This is a genomic window from Microbacterium sp. Au-Mic1, from assembly GCF_021341785.1.
GTDB lineage: Bacteria > Actinomycetota > Actinomycetes > Actinomycetales > Microbacteriaceae > Microbacterium.
This window is the reverse complement of the sequence record NZ_JAJTTF010000009.1, coordinates 71,186-86,344: the sequence shown is the minus strand read 5'-3', so window position 1 is coordinate 86,344 and position 15,159 is coordinate 71,186. Positions and strand designations below refer to the sequence as shown.

Annotated in this window: 14 protein-coding genes; 10 read left to right on the top strand and 4 right to left on the bottom strand. The window is 69.6% G+C overall.

All coding sequences use genetic code 11. The features are described 5' to 3' along the window. Positions 1–32: 32 nt before the first annotated feature. Positions 33–557 carry a hypothetical protein gene (locus LXM50_RS13345; protein ID WP_233311822.1) on the bottom strand — a complete coding sequence of 175 codons (525 nt, stop codon included), beginning with the start codon at positions 555–557 and terminating at the stop codon, positions 33–35. 88 nt (positions 558–645) lie between these two features. Continuing rightward, a complete protein-coding gene (locus LXM50_RS13340; protein ID WP_233311821.1) occupies positions 646–1,332 on the bottom strand; it encodes an NRDE family protein in 687 nt (228 codons plus the stop codon). 202 nt (positions 1,333–1,534) lie between these two features. Between LXM50_RS13340 and coaBC the strand changes: the two genes are divergently transcribed. From coaBC to pucL, 6 genes are all read left to right on the top strand, one after another. After that, entirely contained in the window at positions 1,535–2,752 is a 1,218-nt protein-coding gene (coaBC, locus tag LXM50_RS13335; RefSeq protein WP_233311820.1) for a bifunctional phosphopantothenoylcysteine decarboxylase/phosphopantothenate--cysteine ligase CoaBC, read from the top strand. 89 nt (positions 2,753–2,841) lie between these two features. Continuing rightward, positions 2,842–3,714, top strand: a complete 873-nt coding sequence (locus LXM50_RS13330; RefSeq protein ID WP_233311819.1) for a CoA ester lyase — start codon at positions 2,842–2,844, stop codon at positions 3,712–3,714. Between the two features lie 22 nt (positions 3,715–3,736). Further along, positions 3,737–4,204 (top strand): thioredoxin-dependent thiol peroxidase, encoded by a 468-nt coding sequence (bcp, locus tag LXM50_RS13325; RefSeq protein ID WP_233311818.1) that lies wholly within the window; start codon positions 3,737–3,739, stop codon positions 4,202–4,204. Between the two features lie 399 nt (positions 4,205–4,603). After that, positions 4,604–5,107, top strand: coding sequence for a 2-oxo-4-hydroxy-4-carboxy-5-ureidoimidazoline decarboxylase (gene uraD, locus LXM50_RS13320; protein WP_233311817.1), 504 nt, complete (start codon positions 4,604–4,606; stop codon positions 5,105–5,107). Continuing rightward, a complete protein-coding gene (gene uraH / locus LXM50_RS13315) occupies positions 5,104–5,445 on the top strand; it encodes a hydroxyisourate hydrolase (protein WP_233311816.1) in 342 nt (113 codons plus the stop codon). The genes uraD and uraH overlap by 4 nt, the downstream gene beginning before the upstream one ends. Before the next feature lie 12 nt (positions 5,446–5,457). After that, complete coding sequence (gene pucL, locus LXM50_RS13310; protein WP_233311815.1) at positions 5,458–6,351, top strand: factor-independent urate hydroxylase; 894 nt, start codon at positions 5,458–5,460, stop codon at positions 6,349–6,351. 252 nt (positions 6,352–6,603) lie between these two features. Here the strand turns inward: pucL and LXM50_RS13305 are convergent, their stop codons facing one another. Then, the gene (locus tag LXM50_RS13305) at positions 6,604–7,350 is read right to left on the bottom strand and encodes an SDR family oxidoreductase (protein ID WP_233311814.1); all 747 of its coding nucleotides are present in this window, start codon (positions 7,348–7,350) and stop codon (positions 6,604–6,606) included. 113 nt (positions 7,351–7,463) lie between these two features. On the opposite strand from LXM50_RS13305, the gene aceE reads away from it, so the two are divergent. The 3 genes from aceE to LXM50_RS13290 all read left to right on the top strand — a co-directional run bounded on the left by aceE (position 7,464) and on the right by LXM50_RS13290 (position 12,409). Next, the gene (aceE, locus tag LXM50_RS13300) at positions 7,464–10,169 is read left to right on the top strand and encodes a pyruvate dehydrogenase (acetyl-transferring), homodimeric type (protein ID WP_233311813.1); all 2,706 of its coding nucleotides are present in this window, start codon (positions 7,464–7,466) and stop codon (positions 10,167–10,169) included. Positions 10,170–10,623: 454 nt separating this feature from the next. Beyond that, positions 10,624–11,550, top strand: coding sequence for a hypothetical protein (locus LXM50_RS13295; RefSeq protein ID WP_233311812.1), 927 nt, complete (start codon positions 10,624–10,626; stop codon positions 11,548–11,550). A 184-nt stretch (positions 11,551–11,734) separates the two neighbouring features. Next, complete coding sequence (locus LXM50_RS13290) at positions 11,735–12,409, top strand: hypothetical protein (protein WP_233311811.1); 675 nt, start codon at positions 11,735–11,737, stop codon at positions 12,407–12,409. Between the two features lie 366 nt (positions 12,410–12,775). Here LXM50_RS13290 and LXM50_RS13285 read toward each other — a convergent pair whose 3' ends face one another. Next, positions 12,776–13,576, bottom strand: coding sequence for an IclR family transcriptional regulator (locus LXM50_RS13285; protein WP_233311810.1), 801 nt, complete (start codon positions 13,574–13,576; stop codon positions 12,776–12,778). A 191-nt stretch (positions 13,577–13,767) separates the two neighbouring features. On the opposite strand from LXM50_RS13285, the gene LXM50_RS13280 reads away from it, so the two are divergent. Beyond that, positions 13,768–15,159 (top strand): NAD-dependent malic enzyme, encoded by a 1,392-nt coding sequence (locus LXM50_RS13280; protein ID WP_233311809.1) that lies wholly within the window; start codon positions 13,768–13,770, stop codon positions 15,157–15,159.

Here is a 15,159-nt window from a genome sequence, read left to right as displayed (position 1 = left end):
AGGGAGCCGGGGAGAGGAGGTCACCATCGGCGTCAGGGGATGAAGGTGAACACGAACTGCAGCACCAGATACACCGCGCCGGAAATGCCGAGGCCCAGGGCGATCCCCGAGCGGAGCCGCCCGGAGCGGCGCGGAAGCCCGATCAGGGCGAGCACGACGGCGCCCGCGTACAGCAGGAAGAGGGCGACGTCGATCGCCATCGACACCGGTTGCGGCAGGGTCGCATCGCTGGACACGGCGTACGCCACCGAGAGACCGATGTAGCGGAGCACCTCCAGGGCGAACGCTACCGAGGCCAGCACGACCGCGGTGGTCGCGATCCCGGCGCCCTTCGCCGGATTCTGCAGACTGGCTGCGCCCGGTTCGCCGTTCGCCGGGTATCCGTATCCCGGGTACGTCGGCGCGAGCGGCTGAGCCGGCGCGGGTCTCACGTCCCCGACGGGCGGCACGAATCCGGGGGCCGGAGGTTGGTGAGGCATGCCGGCGGGCGCGGCCCCGGGATGCAGGTTCGCGACCGGCGGCTGAGGCGCGGAGAAGGGCTGCTGCGGATCCGTCATGCTGAGAACGTACCGCTCCTGCACGGCGGCGACGCGACGGGACAGGCGACCCTCCGGCCGGGTTCGCCGTGGGCTGCGTCGGGCGTGCTCAGCCCCAGTGCGCGGGTGAGGGGAGGGCGTGGTAGCGGACGTCGATGCCCTCCGCGCCGACCGAGGCCGTGCAGTAGAGCAGCGACTGCGTCGGGTACCCGTGCGGGCGGTTGTCGCGGATGATCGCGCGGTCGTCGGCCGGATCCAGTTCCGCGGTCGTCGCGAGCAGCCGGATCCAGGACTGCGGCCAGTCCTCATCCTGCGTCGGGTGCGCGCGGAACTCGGGCAGCCAGCGCGCGATGCGTGCGGTGTCGGCGTCGTCGACGTCTGAGTGCGCGATCATGTGCACCCCGGCCGGCACCGGGGTCTCGCGCAGCACGGTGCCGTCCCAGGACAGCACGCGGGCACCGGCGGGGGAGACCTCGAGGAGATTGAAGCCGTGCATGCGTTCCGAGCCGGTCGGCGAGACGCCGGCCACGGACGCCAGCGCGAGAGTGCCGCGGGAGACGGCGAGCTCGTCGGGCAGATCGAGCACGTCGGCGCGGTTCAGCAGCACGGCCAGCCGGTGCGATGCCGGATCGACGGCGAGCCAGGCCCCGCCGGCGCGGCGGTCGCGGATCCCGGAGACGCCCGGGCGATCCGGCCACCACTCGCCCAGCGCGTCCCATTCGCGCAGCGGATCCTCGTCCCGCACGGCCAACAGCCGCGCCCCCGTCCCGTCGACCTCGATCACGACCGTGCACACGGGATCAGTCTAGGCAGGGCGCCGGAGGGCGAGGCCGTGTTCGCGGCGTTGTGCAGGTCGCTCGCGCCGTCGTGCAGGGTGAAGGCGCGAGAAGGAGTCGTCCGGGGTCCGAAACGGGCGCATCTGACGCGGTGGCCATGTCGAACGGCGGGGGATCCCTGCATAACGGCGGGCCACGGGATGCCGATGGCAGAATCGAGGGATGGACATCGTGGTGGGGGTCTCCGGCGGCATCGCGGCGTACAAGGCGGTGCAGCTCGTGCGGCTCCTGGTGAAGGCCGGGCACGCGGTCACGGTCGTCCCCACCGAGGATGCGCTGCGCTTCGTGGGCGCGCCGACGTGGGAGGCGATCAGCCGCAACCCCGTCACCACGAGCGTGCACGATGACGTGGCGAAGGTGCGCCACGTCGCACTCGGCCAGGGTGCCGATCTGGTCGTCGTCGCCCCCGCCACGGCGAACACGATCGCGCGCATGGCGGCGGGCATCGCCGACAACCTGCTCGGAACCACGCTCCTGGCGACCACGGCGCCCGTCCTCATCGCCCCCGCGATGCACGCAGAGATGTGGGCGCACCCCGCGACGCAGGCGAACCTCCGCACGCTCGCCGGGCGCGGAGTGCACCTGATCGGGCCGGACGACGGCGAGCTCGCCGGCGGCGACAGCGGACCGGGCCGGATGAGCGAGCCCGAGGCGATCGCCGAGGCCGCGCTGCGCCTGCTCGCCCCGCAGGACCTCGCCGGCCTCGCCGTCGTGGTGTCCGCGGGGGGCACTCGCGAGCCGATCGACCCCGTGCGTTACCTCGGCAACCGCTCCAGCGGGCGGCAGGGCGCGGCCCTCGCCGTCGAGGCGGCGACCCGCGGCGCCGAGGTCGAGCTCGTCGCGGCGAATCTCACGGGGGACGTCCTCGCCGAGGCGGGACATCCGCGGATCCGGATCCGTCGCGTCGCGACGGCCGCGGAGCTCGCGACCGCGATGAAGGACGCCGCCGCCCGTGCGGATGCCGTGGTCATGGCGGCGGCGGTCGCCGACTACCGGCCCGCGCAGGCCGCCGCGCACAAGCTCACCAAGGAGGACGGGATCCTCGAGCGCATCGACCTCGTCGAGAACGAGGACGTGCTGGCGGCCCTCGGCGCGGCTCGCCGCGAGGGCGGGGCTCCGGACGGGCAGGTCATCGTCGGCTTCGCCGCGGAGACCGCCACGGATCCTGCCGCCCGGCGCGAACGCGCCCGCCGCAAGCGGGAGCGCAAGGGCGCCGATCTGCTCGCCGTGAACCTCGCCGACGCCGAGCACGGCTTCGAGAAGCACGACAACGCCGTGGAGGTCATCGGTCCGGACGGAGCCGTGGTCGCGACGGCCGCGGGGTCGAAGCGTGCCGTGGCTGCGGCGCTCTGGGACGCCGTGGTCGCACTGCGCGGCTGAGACCCACGTCCGCTCCAGGCTGGCGCCTGCGTGCCACCAGGAGTACAGTTTTCGTATTGTAAAAGTCAAGTTTCATAGAATGGAATGAAATGAACGCTCCGCTGCCCACCCCTGGCCCGCGCGAGATCGCGCCGGAGCTGGCGCGCTCGTGGCTCCTGGTCGCGGCGACGAGGCCGGAGACGTTCGACGACGCGGCGCGTTCGCATGCCGACGCCGTGGTGCTCGACGTGGAGGACGCCGTCGACGCCAGCCACAAGGACTCCGCGCGCGACGACGTCGTGCGCTGGTTGCACGGCGCCGACGAGAACGGCAACCCCCACCGCGCCTGGGTGCGCATCAACGACGCGACGAGCGAGCACTGGTCCCCGGATCTGGACGGGTTGCGCGACGCTCCGGGGCTGCAGGGCGTCATGCTCGCCAAGACCGAGTACGGCGGCCAGGTCATGGACACGTTCAATCGCCTGGGCGCGAAGGTGCCCGTCGTCGCGCTCGTGGAGTCGGCCGTCGGCATCGAGAACGCCACCGAGATCGCCCGGGCGAAGGGCGCCTTCCGGCTCGCCTTCGGCAGCGGTGACTTCCGCCGCGACACCGGCATGTCGGCCGACCGCGAGGCCATGGCCTACCCGCGGGCGCGCCTGGTGATCTCCAGCCGCGCGGGCGGGCTTCCCGGCCCGATCGACGGTCCGACCGTCGGATCCAGCCACCCGATCCTGCGCGAGCAGTCGGCCATCACGGTGTCGATGGGCATGACCGGCAAGCTCTGCCTGCAGGCCGACCAGACTCCCGTCGTGAACGAGGTCATCAGTCCCACCCGCACCGACGTGGAGTGGGCTTACGAGTTCCTCGAGGACTTCGACGCGCGCGGTCGCATCGTCCGCGACGGCAGCGACCTGCCCCGCCTCGGCCGCGCCCGCAAGATCATGCAGCTCGCCGAGGCCTTCGGCGTACTGCCCACCCGCTGACCCCCATCCGAACGGAGACATCATGACCACTCGCCTCGCCGCCGGCGACACCGCGCCCGCCTTCGCCCTCGACGACGCCGACGGTGCTCGCGTCTCGCTCGAGGACTACCGCGGACGCAATGTCGTCGTGTACTTCTACCCCAAGGCCGCGACCCCCGGCTGCACCACCGAGGCCTGCGACTTCCGCGACAGCCTGTCGTCGCTCGACGCCGCCGGCTACTCCGTGATCGGCGTCTCGCCCGACGAGGTCGCCGACATCCGCGCTTTCTCCGACGCCGAGGGCCTGACCTTCCCGCTGCTCGCCGACACCGACGCTGCCGTGGCGCGGGCCTGGGGCGTGTGGGGGGAGAAGACCGTGGGCGATCGCACCTTCGACGGTGTCATCCGCTCCACGTTCGTGCTGGACGGCGACGGCGTCGTGCAGCGCGCCGAATACGGCGTCGACGCCTCGGGCCACGTGGCGCGCCTGCGCGCCGAGCTCGGCGTCTGAAACGAGCCCGTCGCCCGACGCGGGCTCGGCGTCTGAAGCGAGCCCGGCGTCTGGATCACGTCGTGCAGAGCGCATCTCCGGAGATCACTGGGGGTGCGCTCTTCGCGTCCTCCGTGCGACGATCGGGACACGGTGCGACGATCGGCACACGGATCCACGTCAACACGTGTGCTGATCGTGACAGGGCGTGCCGATCGTGACGCCGGTCTGGGGCCCGATCGGGGAACTTTCGCGGATCTGCTTGACATCCTCGGATCCGGTCCGCACAATAGTTACACATGCTGAAACAACAGTTCCGGCATACGGAAAGTCATCCACTGGATGAGATCAGATCCTGTCGATAGGATCCGACCGTATAGCCCTTACACGCCGGATGCCAGCATGGCCTGAGGATCGAAGATGTTGCTCGAGGAGTTCAACTCCACCGGCCGCGCCGACGCCATCGCCGCCGTGAAGCCCGCACTGGACATCGTCCGCTGGATCGACGCGATCGTCGACGGCCGCCCGTACGCCTCGGTCGACGCGCTCTCCGCCGCCGCCCTCGAGGTCGCGGCGCCGCTCGCCGAAGCCGAGCTGGACGGGGCGCTCGCGCACCACCCGCGCATCGGCGCCAAGGTCGACGGCACCAGCGCCGAAGCCGCGCACTCGCGTCGCGAGCAGCCGAGCGTCGACGAGGTCACGGCCGCTGCGCTCGCCGAGGGCAACCGCGCCTACGAGGAGCGGTTCGACCGCGTCTTCCTCATCCGCGCGGCCGGCCGCAGTGCCGAGGACATCCTGGCCCTGCTGCAGGAGCGGCTCGGCAACACCGACGAGCAGGAGCTCGCCGTCGTGGATCAGCAGCTGCGCGAGATCGCGGCGCTGCGCCTTGCGGCGGCCATCGAGACCGAAGGAGCGAGCGCATGAGCGTCTCCCACGTGACCACCCACATCCTGGACACCACACTCGGGCGCCCCGCGCCCGGCGTTGCCGTCGTACTCGAGGCCCGAGTCGGCGACGGGTGGTCGGGGATCGGTACGGGCCTCACCGATGCTGACGGGCGGGTGAAAGCGCTCGGCCCGGAGCGGCTGGAGAGCGGTGCCTACCGCCTCCGGTTCGACACCGCGGCCTACTTCGCCGGCATCAAGACGGACGCCTTCTTCCCGGAGGTGGTGCTGACCTTCCAGGTCGACGCCGAGCAGGCGCACTATCACGTGCCGCTGCTGCTCAGTCCGTTCGCCTATTCCACCTACCGAGGAAGCTAAGAGGAATCCGACATGACCAGCATCATCCTGGGCAAGAACCAGTACGGCAAGGCCGAGAACCGCGTCGTCCGCATCACCCGCGACACCGATCGCCACGAGATCGAGGACCTGAACGTCACCTCGCAGTTGCGCGGCGACTTCGCCTCGGCGCACTTCGACGGCAACAACGAGCACGTCGTCGCCACCGACACGCAGAAGAACACGGTCTACGCCTTCGCCAAGGACGGCATCGGCAGCCCCGAGGAGTTCCTGCTCCGCCTGGGCAAGCACTTCACCGGCGGCTTCGACTGGGTGACCGGCGGGCGCTGGGCGGCCGAGCAGTACACCTGGCTGCGCATCGAGGGCGACAACGGCGAGCACGACCACTCGTTCGTGCGCGGCGGCACCGAGACCCGCACCGCGGTCGTGCAGATCGACGGCGACGACACCACGATCATCGCCGGCCTGCAGGACCTCACGGTCCTCAAGTCCACCGCGAGCGGCTTCGTCGGCTACCCGAAGGACCCGTACACGACCCTCCCCGAGACCGAGGACCGCATCCTCGCCACCTCGGTGACGGCCAAGTGGCGCTACAACCGCAACGACCTCGACTTCAACGAGGTCTACGCGGACGTCCGCCGCCTCCTCCTCGCCGGCTTCTCGCGCAACTACTCGTACGCCCTGCAGCACACGCTGAAGGAGATGGCCGAGGCCGTGCTCGAGGCGCACCCGGAGATCGACGAGATCCGCTTCTCCACCCCGAACAAGCACCACTTCGTCGTGGACCTGTCGCCGTTCGGCCTGGAGAACCCGAACGAGGTGTTCTTCGCCGCCGACCGTCCCTACGGGCTCATCGAGGCGTCGTTCCTGCGCGACGGCGCCGACACCGACCACTGGTCGTGGGACGGCATCGCCGGCTTCTGCTGAGCGCTGCCGCAACGCCGATACGACATGCGGGGCCCGGTTCGCCGGGCCCCGCATTCGTCGTCTCCGGGCGGTCTCACGCCCTCCGGAACCTTGACAAAGACCCCCTCGCGGGAGGAAACTAGTTACGCATCCTGAAAGAACTATTCCATGATTCGAGATTATTGGATCCGGAATCGAGCACGAAGCCCGGGCCCCGGAAGGCGACGGGAGGGACGAGGAGGTCCGCCGATGATCGCGAACCCCCGCGATCCCTCAGCCGCGTCCGCCGAAGGGCATCCCGCTCGCGGTGATCGTGAGTGCGCCGATGTTGGCCTCCGCGGGCAGATCCGCCATGAGCAGCACGGTGTGCGCTGCGGCGTCCACGTCGAACGTGGGCTCGACCCTGCGGCTGCCGTCGGCCTGCAGTGCCCCGGAGCCGACGCCGAGTTCGTCCATGATCTCGGTGCGGGTGTTGCCGATGTCGATCTGGCCGCAGGAGATGCGGTGCGGTCGTCCGTCCAGGTCGATCGACCGGGTCAGACCCGTGAGCGCATGCTTGCTCACCGCATAGGCGACCGAGAGTGGGCGGGGCGCCTGCGCGGAGATGGATCCGTTGTTGATGATCCGGCCGCCCTGCGGGTTCTGCGCGCGCATCACGCGCATCGCCCCCCGTGCGCACAGCAGAGCGCCCGTGACGTTCACGGCGAGCGTCCGCTCCCAGTCGTCCAGGGCGATGTCGGCTGCCGAGACCGCCGGGCCGAACGCGCCGGCGTTGTTGAACAGCACGTCGACGCGGCCCCACTCCCGCACCACGCGGTCGAAGAGCGCGTCCACCTCGGCCTCGACCGTCACGTCTGTCGGGAGCACCAGCGCGTCCGGATGCCCGGCCGCCGTCTCCGCCAGCGCAGCCTCGCGCCGCCCTGCCAGCGCCACGCGGTAGCCGGCCTCCAGCATCGTTCGCGCCACGGCGCGCCCGATCCCCGATCCTGCACCCGTCACCACGGCGATGCGTCCGCTCATCGTCACTCCTCGAACCTCAGACCCGCTGCGCAACCCGCAGCCACCTACATCTAGCAGATCAGCCCCGCTGCCCGACCGGCAGCCTCCCGATACATCCCACAGAAAGGCCGAAGATGCACGAACAGAGCAGCTCCGCCGCCCTCGGATCCGAGACCCTGGATCACGACCCCGAAGAGACCGCCGAGTGGCTCGAGTCGCTGGATGCGCTCGTCGCCCAGCGCGGCGCCGAGCGCGGCGAGCACATCGTGCGCACGCTGGCCGCCCGCGCCGGCGTGGTCGACGAGCCGAACGCGACCACGGACTACGTCAACACGATCTCGGTCGCCGATGAGCCCGCCTACCCCGGCGATGAGGAGCTCGAGCGCCGCTACCGCGCCTGGATGCGCTGGAACGCCGCGATCCTGGTGCACCGCGCGCAACGCCCCGGCATCGGCGTCGGCGGCCACATCTCCACCTATGCGGGTGCCGCGACCCTGTACGAGGTCGGCTTCAACCACTTCTTCCGCGGCAAGGACCACCCCGGCGGCGGCGACCAGATCTACTTCCAGGGCCACGCCTCGCCCGGCATGTACGCCCGCGCCTTCATGGAGGGCCGCCTCAGCGAGGAGGACCTCGACGGCTTCCGTCAGGAGAAGTCCCGCGAGGGGCATGCCCTGAGCTCCTACCCGCATCCCCGGCTCATGCCGGAGTTCTGGGAGTTCCCGACCGTGTCGATGGGCATCGGCCCGATGAACGCGATCTACCAGGCGCAGTCCAACCGCTACCTGCACAACCGCGGACTCAAGGACACCAGCGACCAGCACGTCTGGGCGTTCCTCGGCGACGGCGAGATGGACGAGCCGGAGAGCCGCGGGCTGCTGCAGCTCGCCGCCAACGACAAGCTCGACAACCTCACCTTCGTCGTGAACTGCAACCTGCAGCGCCTGGACGGCCCGGTGCGCGGCAACGGCAAGATCATCCAGGAGCTCGAGGGCTTCTTCCGCGGCGCGGGCTGGAACGTCATCAAGGTCGTCTGGGGTCGGGAGTGGGATGCCCTTCTCGACGCCGACACCGAGGGTGCGCTGCTGAACGTCATGAACACGACCGTGGACGGCGACTACCAGACGTACAAGGGCGAGTCGGGCGCGTTCATCCGGGAGAACTTCTTCGGACGCGACCCGCGCGCGCTCAAGCTCGCCGAGCACCTCAGCGACGACGAGATCTGGGGCCTCAAGCGCGGCGGCCACGACTACCGCAAGGTGTTCGCGGCGTATCAGCAGTCGATGGAGCACAACGGCAAGCCCACCGTGATCCTCGTCAAGACCGTGAAGGGCTACGGCCTCGGCCCGCGGTTCGAGGCGCGCAACGCCACGCACCAGATGAAGAAGATGACGCTGCAGGACCTCAAGGACTTCCGCGACCATCTGCGCGTGCCGATCAGCGACGAGCAGCTCGAGGCGAACCCCTACGAGCCGCCGTACTACCACCCCGGCGCCGACGCCCCCGAGATCCGCTACATGCAGGAGCGTCGCGCGGCGCTCGGCGGGTACCTGCCCGAGCGGCGCCCGAACGCCTCCGGCGAGATCGCGCTGCCCGACCCCAAGGCGTACGAGGTGGCGGCCCGCGGATCCGGCAAGCAGCAGGCCGCGACCACCATGGCGTTCGTGCGGGTGCTGAAGGACCTCATGCGCGACCCCGGGTTCGGCAAGCGCATCGTCCCGATCATCCCCGACGAGGCGCGCACCTTCGGCATGGACGCGTTCTTCCCGACCGCGAAGATCTACAACCCGAACGGGCAGAACTACCTCGCCGTCGACCGTGACATCGTGCTCTCGTACAAGGAGTCCACGGCGGGTCAGATCGTGCACGTCGGCATCAACGAGGCCGGATCCATCGCGGCCTTCACGGCAGCGGGCACCGCGTACGCGACGCACGGCGTGCCGCTCGTACCGGTGTACGTGTTCTACTCGATGTTCGGCTTCCAGCGCACCGGCGACTCGCTGTGGGCGGCCGCCGACCAGATGACGCGCGGCTTCCTGATCTCGGCGACCGCCGGGCGCACCACGCTCACCGGTGAGGGGCTGCAGCACGCCGACGGGCACTCGCCGCTTCTCGCGGCGACGAACGCCGCGGTGATCACGTACGACCCCGCGTTCGGCTACGAGATCGGCCACATCATGCGCGCCGGCATCGAGCGCATGTACGGCGCGGACTCGACCGACCGCAATTACATCTACAACCTCATGGTCTACAACGAGCCGATCGTGCAGCCTGCCGAGCCCGAGGACGTCGACGTGGCGGGGATCCTGGGCGGTATCCACCGGATCGCCCCGGTCGAGGCGCCCAAGGCGCACCTGCTCGCGTCGGGTATCGGCGTGACCTGGGCGCAGGAGGCGCAGCAGCTCCTCCGCGACGACTGGGGCGTGGACGCCGACGTCTGGTCCGTGACCAGCTGGACCGAACTGCGCCGCGACGCGGTCGCCGCCGAGGAGGACGAGTTCCTCGGGCGCGGGGTTCGGGAGCCGTTCCTGCGGCAGCAGCTCGCGGACGCGCACGGCCCGATCGTGGCGGTCAGCGACTACGCGAAGGACCTGCCGGACCAGATCCGCCAGTTCGTCCCGAACGACTGGGCGACCCTGGGCGCCGACGGCTTCGGCTTCTCGGACACGCGCGCCGCCGCCCGCCGGTACTTCAAGATCGACGGCCCCTCGGTCGTCGTGCGGACGCTGCAGCTGCTCGCGAAGCGGGGCGAGATCGACGCATCGGTCCCTGCGCAGGCGGCCGAGAGGTACCGTCTGCTCGACGTGAACGCCGGCACGAGCGGCACCGACGCGGAGTGACACTGACGGGTTCCCTTCGTCGCGCTGCGCTCGCCCAGGGACCGGCGTGGACTGGTTCCTGAGCGAGCCGCAGGCGAGACGAAGGACACCTGTTGCGCCTCACGCGCGCGAGATGAAGGACGCCCGCTGCGCTTCACGCGCGCGAGATGAAAAACGTCGCTCTCAACTCATCGGGAGCGACGTTTTTCATCTCCTCTGGGGTGAGATCGTCGGTGCAAGATGGATCTCGTCGCTCCGGCGGGCCGGGGAGCGACGTTTTCCATCTCGCGGATCCGATCAGGTCCGGATCCGATCAGGTCCGGATCCGATCAGGTCCGGATCCGATCGGGTCCGGTTCCGGTTCGGATCCGGGCTCGGAGCTCGTTCGTTCTCCACAGCAGCCTTGTGCGACGGTGTCTCCACGGATTCCGCGACGGGCAACCCTTTGAACCTCGGCGTCGGCGAGCATCGGGACATGCATCACCGGATCCCGCTACCGACGTCACTCGGAACCACGTTCACACTGCGCGAAGCCGCGGCCGCGGGAATCAATCGCGCCCGGTCCGATGCGCGCGATCTGCATCGGCCATTCCGCGGGGTTCGCACGGCCCAGGCGCCGGAGAGCTTCTCGGATCTCGTCGCGTGCGGTTCGCGCCGTCTGAACCCGCGGCAGCGGTTCGTGGGGGTGACGGCGGCGCGGCTCTGGGGCCTCCCGCATCCACGGGGCTGGACCCCGGGCGAGCCGCTGGAAGTCGTCGTGCCGCCTGATGTGACGCCGCCGAAGAGCAGAGGGATCCGCGGTCGTCGCCTGATCGAGGACCGTGCCCGCACCTGGTGGATCGCATCCGCGCCGGTCGTGGATCCGGTCGCCGCGGTGCTCAGCTGCGCGAACGATGTGGACGTCGCGCAGGCGGTGGTCCTGCTCGACGCTCTGCTTACGAAGGCCGACAACTACCCCGACCTGCGGAAGGGGCGACCGGTGTACACGTCGGACGAGATCGCCGAGCGCGTGCGGAAGTGGGGGCGCTTCCCCGGGCGGCAGACGATCCTGACAGCATTGCCCCGGGTACGCACTGGAGTCGAGTCGCCGAAGGAGACCGAGACACGCCTGCTCCTCGTCGACTCTGGGCTGCCCGAGCCCGTGGTCCAGCATGAGGTCCGCGATGGCCGACGTCTCCTCGCGCGCATCGACTTGGCGTATCCGCAGTGGAAGATCGCGATCGAGTACGAGGGTGATGGGCATCGCACCGATGCCGCACAGTGGCGACGCGACATCCAACGCCAGCGCGAGCTCGAGGATCGTGGATGGATCGTGATCCGGATCACCCAGCTCGACCTGACGGACGGATCCGCCGCGCTCCTGCGCCGGATTCGCCGCGCCATCGCAGTGCGTCAAGCCTGAGCGGACAGAAGTTCCCGGCGCAGGGTGCTGTCGCTGGCCGTCGCCAGGTGCTCCTTGCCCCATGCAGGAGCATCAGGTTGAGGGCATCGCGGAGTACGAGACGTTCTGGCCCCATGTGTCAGCGGCCGACAGGTGGCAGCGGACCGGAGCTAGACTCACAATGCGCTCCAGGGGGGAGAGGGTCATGCAAGATCGAAGCTGGATGCCTGCAGATACGGCGATGTGGCACACCTGCCGTATCGCGTATGAGCTCGAGAGCGGACTTGCTAGCACATCGGCGCCGATCGCCACGATGTTCCCGCTCGTTGAGGGGGAGACCGCTATCGCGGCAGGACCTCTCATCATCGACGAGTACAAGTCCGCCGGGGACGGGTCCTACCAGAGCTCGACCTTTCTCGCGGGCGGGACCGGTGTGTTCGGTCTTGCCCTCCTCGCCGCCACGGCCACGGCCTCCGCAGCCGGAAACGCGAATCGACGAGCACAGGCCGCTCAGAACGCCGCTCTCGCGTGGCGGCATCAGACATCGGGGCAGATCACTGTCACGAACCACGGGTTCTACATTCAAGACCTGCAGGGCCTGTGGAGATGGGATTGGGGATCCATCGACCTGTTACAGGCAGCGGGCCCGAGCACTGTGGTGATGCAGGGGCAATCGACACGCGGTCCGCTCACGTGGCGGCTGTTCTCTGACTGGGCCGAACTCGTGTTCGTGCTCTGGGCGCATGCAAGGCACCGACAGCACCCGCAATATCTCACGGGGGAGTGGGTGCAACCTGGTTGGGTCCAGTGGGCGGCTGCTCAGGGATACCCGCTGAGTTTCGGCCCGCCACGGCCAGGTGGCGAGGTGGCTGCCGAGTGACATCCTGACGATGCGATTGCTCGCGCTATCTCTCGCCCTCCGGCGTCTGCGACAGGAAGATCAGGTCTGACCTTCCATTCCCGTCCGATGCTTGCCATGACGGCATGCACGCCGAACGAGATGGTTCTGTCACAGTCCCTACGAGCTCGTGCTCGCGGAGCATCGGGCCGCAGCTGAGGATCCGCAAGATGGGAAACGTCGCTCCTGGCGGGCTCGGGGCGACATTTTCCATCTCGTCGGGCGGGGCAGCCGCGCGGTACTGCCCGGCGCGCAGTCTCGCCGGCGGGCAGCCACGCCACGGCGCGCCGGACGCGGCCTCGCCGCGACTGCCGGGGATGCCTCACCTGGGCGCTCGCGCGCCCCGGCTCAGGCCTCCAGGTCGGCGGCGATGGCGGAGGCGGCCTCGCGCAGCAGCGGCACGGCGCGCTGCGCGAACTCCTCGGTGACGCGCGCGATCGGACCGGAGACCGAGACCGCGGTCGGGGTGGGGGCGCCCGGCACGGCCATCGCGTAGCAGCGCACGCCGATCTCCTGCTCCTGCTCGTCGATCGAGTACCCGCGCTCGCGGATCAGATCCAGCTCCGCCAGCAGCGCGTCCACGGTGCCGATGCTGTACGAGGTGGGGGTCGTCATGCCGGTGCGCCCGACGATGCCGCGCACGACGTCGTCGTCGAGCTGGGCGAGGATCGCCTTGCCGACGCCGGTGTCGTGCACGTTGGCACGGCGGCCGACCTCGGTGAACATGCGCATGGAGTGCTGCGAGGGCACCTGGGCGACGTACACGACCATGTCGCCGTCGAGCACGGCCATGTTGGCGCTCTCGCCGAGGGCGTCCACGAGGGTCTTCAGCTGCGGGCGGGCGAGCGCGCCGAACTGGCGGGATGCTCCCTCGCCGATCCGGATCAGGCGCGGCCCGAGCGCGTAGCGGCGGTTCGGCAGCTGGCGCGCGTAGCCGAGCGAGACCAGAGTGCGCAGCAGGCGGTGGATCGTCGGCAGCGGGAGATCCGTCGACGCGGACAGCTCGCTCAGCGTGACATCGCCGCCGGCGTCGGTCACGAGCTCGAGCAGCTCGAACACGCGCTCGACGGACTGCACGCCCGATCCCGCAGCCCTGCCGGTCTTCGGCTCCGCGTCCTTCACGCCCGTGATGCTCGGATTCTCCGCCATGTCAGCTCCCGTCCTTGGGTAATTCCATCATGCGAGAGTCCCGAGCCGGAAATCCGAGAGGATTCGAATCTCATCTTGCGCGAAACTTCCACGATAGAGATAATAGTGTCCACAATACGAAACTTGTAAAGAGTTCATCACCGCAACAGCGCCCGAGGCCTCCGCCCGGGACGCCTCGATGAGGAGGAATCATGGCGAACCCGGGTCCCGGAAATTCGATCACGCTGCGCATCGACGCGCCGTCCAACTTCACCGTCACGAGCGAGCTCGCCGCGGCCGCCGCTGCCGCCGGCGCCGTCGTGACTGCACTCGACGTCGTCGAGTCGCACCCGGCGACCATCGTCGTCGACCTGACCTGCAACACCACCGGTGAGGAGCACGCCGACCAGGTGCGCGACGCGATCGACGCCCTCGAGGGCGTCACGGTCCGCCTGGTCAGCGACCGCACGTTCCTGATGCACCTCGGCGGCAAGCTCGAGGTCGTGCCGCGCGTGCCGCTGCGCAACCGCGATGACCTGTCCCGTGCGTACACGCCCGGCGTCGCCCGCATCTGCATGGCCATCGCCGAGGACAAGAGCAAGGCCCGACAGCTCACCGTCAAGCGCAACACGATCGCGGTCGTCACCGACGGCACGGCCGTGCTGGGACTGGGCGACATCGGCCCCGAGGCGGCACTGCCCGTCATGGAGGGCAAGGCCGCGCTGTTCAAGCAGTTCGCGAACGTCGACGCCTGGCCCGTCTGCCTCGACACCAAGGACACCGAGGAGATCATCAAGATCGTCAAGGCGATCGCCCCGGTCTACGGCGGCGTGAACCTCGAGGACATCGCGGCTCCGCGCTGCTTCGAGATCGAGGCCCGCTTGCGCGACGAGCTCGACATCCCCGTCTTCCACGACGACCAGCACGGCACTGCGATCGTCACGCTCGCCGCCCTGCAGAACGCGCTCAAGGTCGTCGACAAGACGATCGGCGAGGTGCGGATCGTCGTCTCGGGCGTCGGTGCCGCCGGCAACGCGATCGTGCAGCTGCTGCTCGCCGAGGGGGCCGTCGACATCGTGGCCTGCGGCCGCAACGGCGCGATCAACCGCGACGAGGAGTACACCGACGCGCACCGCATCGAGCTCGCCGCCACGACCAACCCCCGCGGGGTCAAGGGCACCCTCAAGGAGGTGCTCGTCGGCGCGGACGTGTTCATCGGCGTGAGCGCCCCGAACGTGCTCGACGAGAACGACATCGCCGGCATGGCCGACGACGCGATCGTGTTCGCGATGGCGAACCCCACCCCCGAGGTCGACCCGATCCTCGCGTCCAAGCACGCGGCGGTCGTCGCCACCGGGCGCAGCGACTTCCCGAACCAGATCAACAACGTGCTGGCGTTCCCCGGCTTCTTCCGGGGCCTCCTCGACGCGGGCGTGTCGGACATCACGCCGCCTATGCTGGTCGCAGCCGCGCAGGCGATCGCGGACCGCGTCGGCGATGACGAGCTCAACGCGAGCTTCATCATCCCCAGCGTGTTCGACCCGCTCGTGGCGGGCGCCGTCGCCGAGGCGATCGTGCGCGTCGTCGAGTCGTCGAAGGAGTGA

What these genes read in the sequence shown, in the direction of transcription:
- LXM50_RS13345 (WP_233311822.1), bottom strand. Translation starts at nt 557, where the DNA reads ATGACGGATCCGCAGCAGCCCTTCTCCGCGCCTCAGCCGCCGGTCGCG.
- coaBC (WP_233311820.1), top strand. Translation starts at nt 1,535, where the DNA reads ATGGACATCGTGGTGGGGGTCTCCGGCGGCATCGCGGCGTACAAGGCG.
- LXM50_RS13330 (WP_233311819.1), top strand. Translation starts at nt 2,842, where the DNA reads ATGAACGCTCCGCTGCCCACCCCTGGCCCGCGCGAGATCGCGCCGGAG.
- bcp (WP_233311818.1), top strand. Translation starts at nt 3,737, where the DNA reads ATGACCACTCGCCTCGCCGCCGGCGACACCGCGCCCGCCTTCGCCCTC.
- uraD (WP_233311817.1), top strand. Translation starts at nt 4,604, where the DNA reads ATGTTGCTCGAGGAGTTCAACTCCACCGGCCGCGCCGACGCCATCGCC.
- uraH (WP_233311816.1), top strand. Translation starts at nt 5,104, where the DNA reads ATGAGCGTCTCCCACGTGACCACCCACATCCTGGACACCACACTCGGG.
- pucL (WP_233311815.1), top strand. Translation starts at nt 5,458, where the DNA reads ATGACCAGCATCATCCTGGGCAAGAACCAGTACGGCAAGGCCGAGAAC.
- LXM50_RS13305 (WP_233311814.1), bottom strand. Translation starts at nt 7,350, where the DNA reads ATGAGCGGACGCATCGCCGTGGTGACGGGTGCAGGATCGGGGATCGGG.
- aceE (WP_233311813.1), top strand. Translation starts at nt 7,464, where the DNA reads ATGCACGAACAGAGCAGCTCCGCCGCCCTCGGATCCGAGACCCTGGAT.
- LXM50_RS13295 (WP_233311812.1), top strand. Translation starts at nt 10,624, where the DNA reads ATGCATCACCGGATCCCGCTACCGACGTCACTCGGAACCACGTTCACA.
- LXM50_RS13290 (WP_233311811.1), top strand. Translation starts at nt 11,735, where the DNA reads ATGCAAGATCGAAGCTGGATGCCTGCAGATACGGCGATGTGGCACACC.
- LXM50_RS13285 (WP_233311810.1), bottom strand. Translation starts at nt 13,576, where the DNA reads ATGGCGGAGAATCCGAGCATCACGGGCGTGAAGGACGCGGAGCCGAAG.
- LXM50_RS13280 (WP_233311809.1), top strand. Translation starts at nt 13,768, where the DNA reads ATGGCGAACCCGGGTCCCGGAAATTCGATCACGCTGCGCATCGACGCG.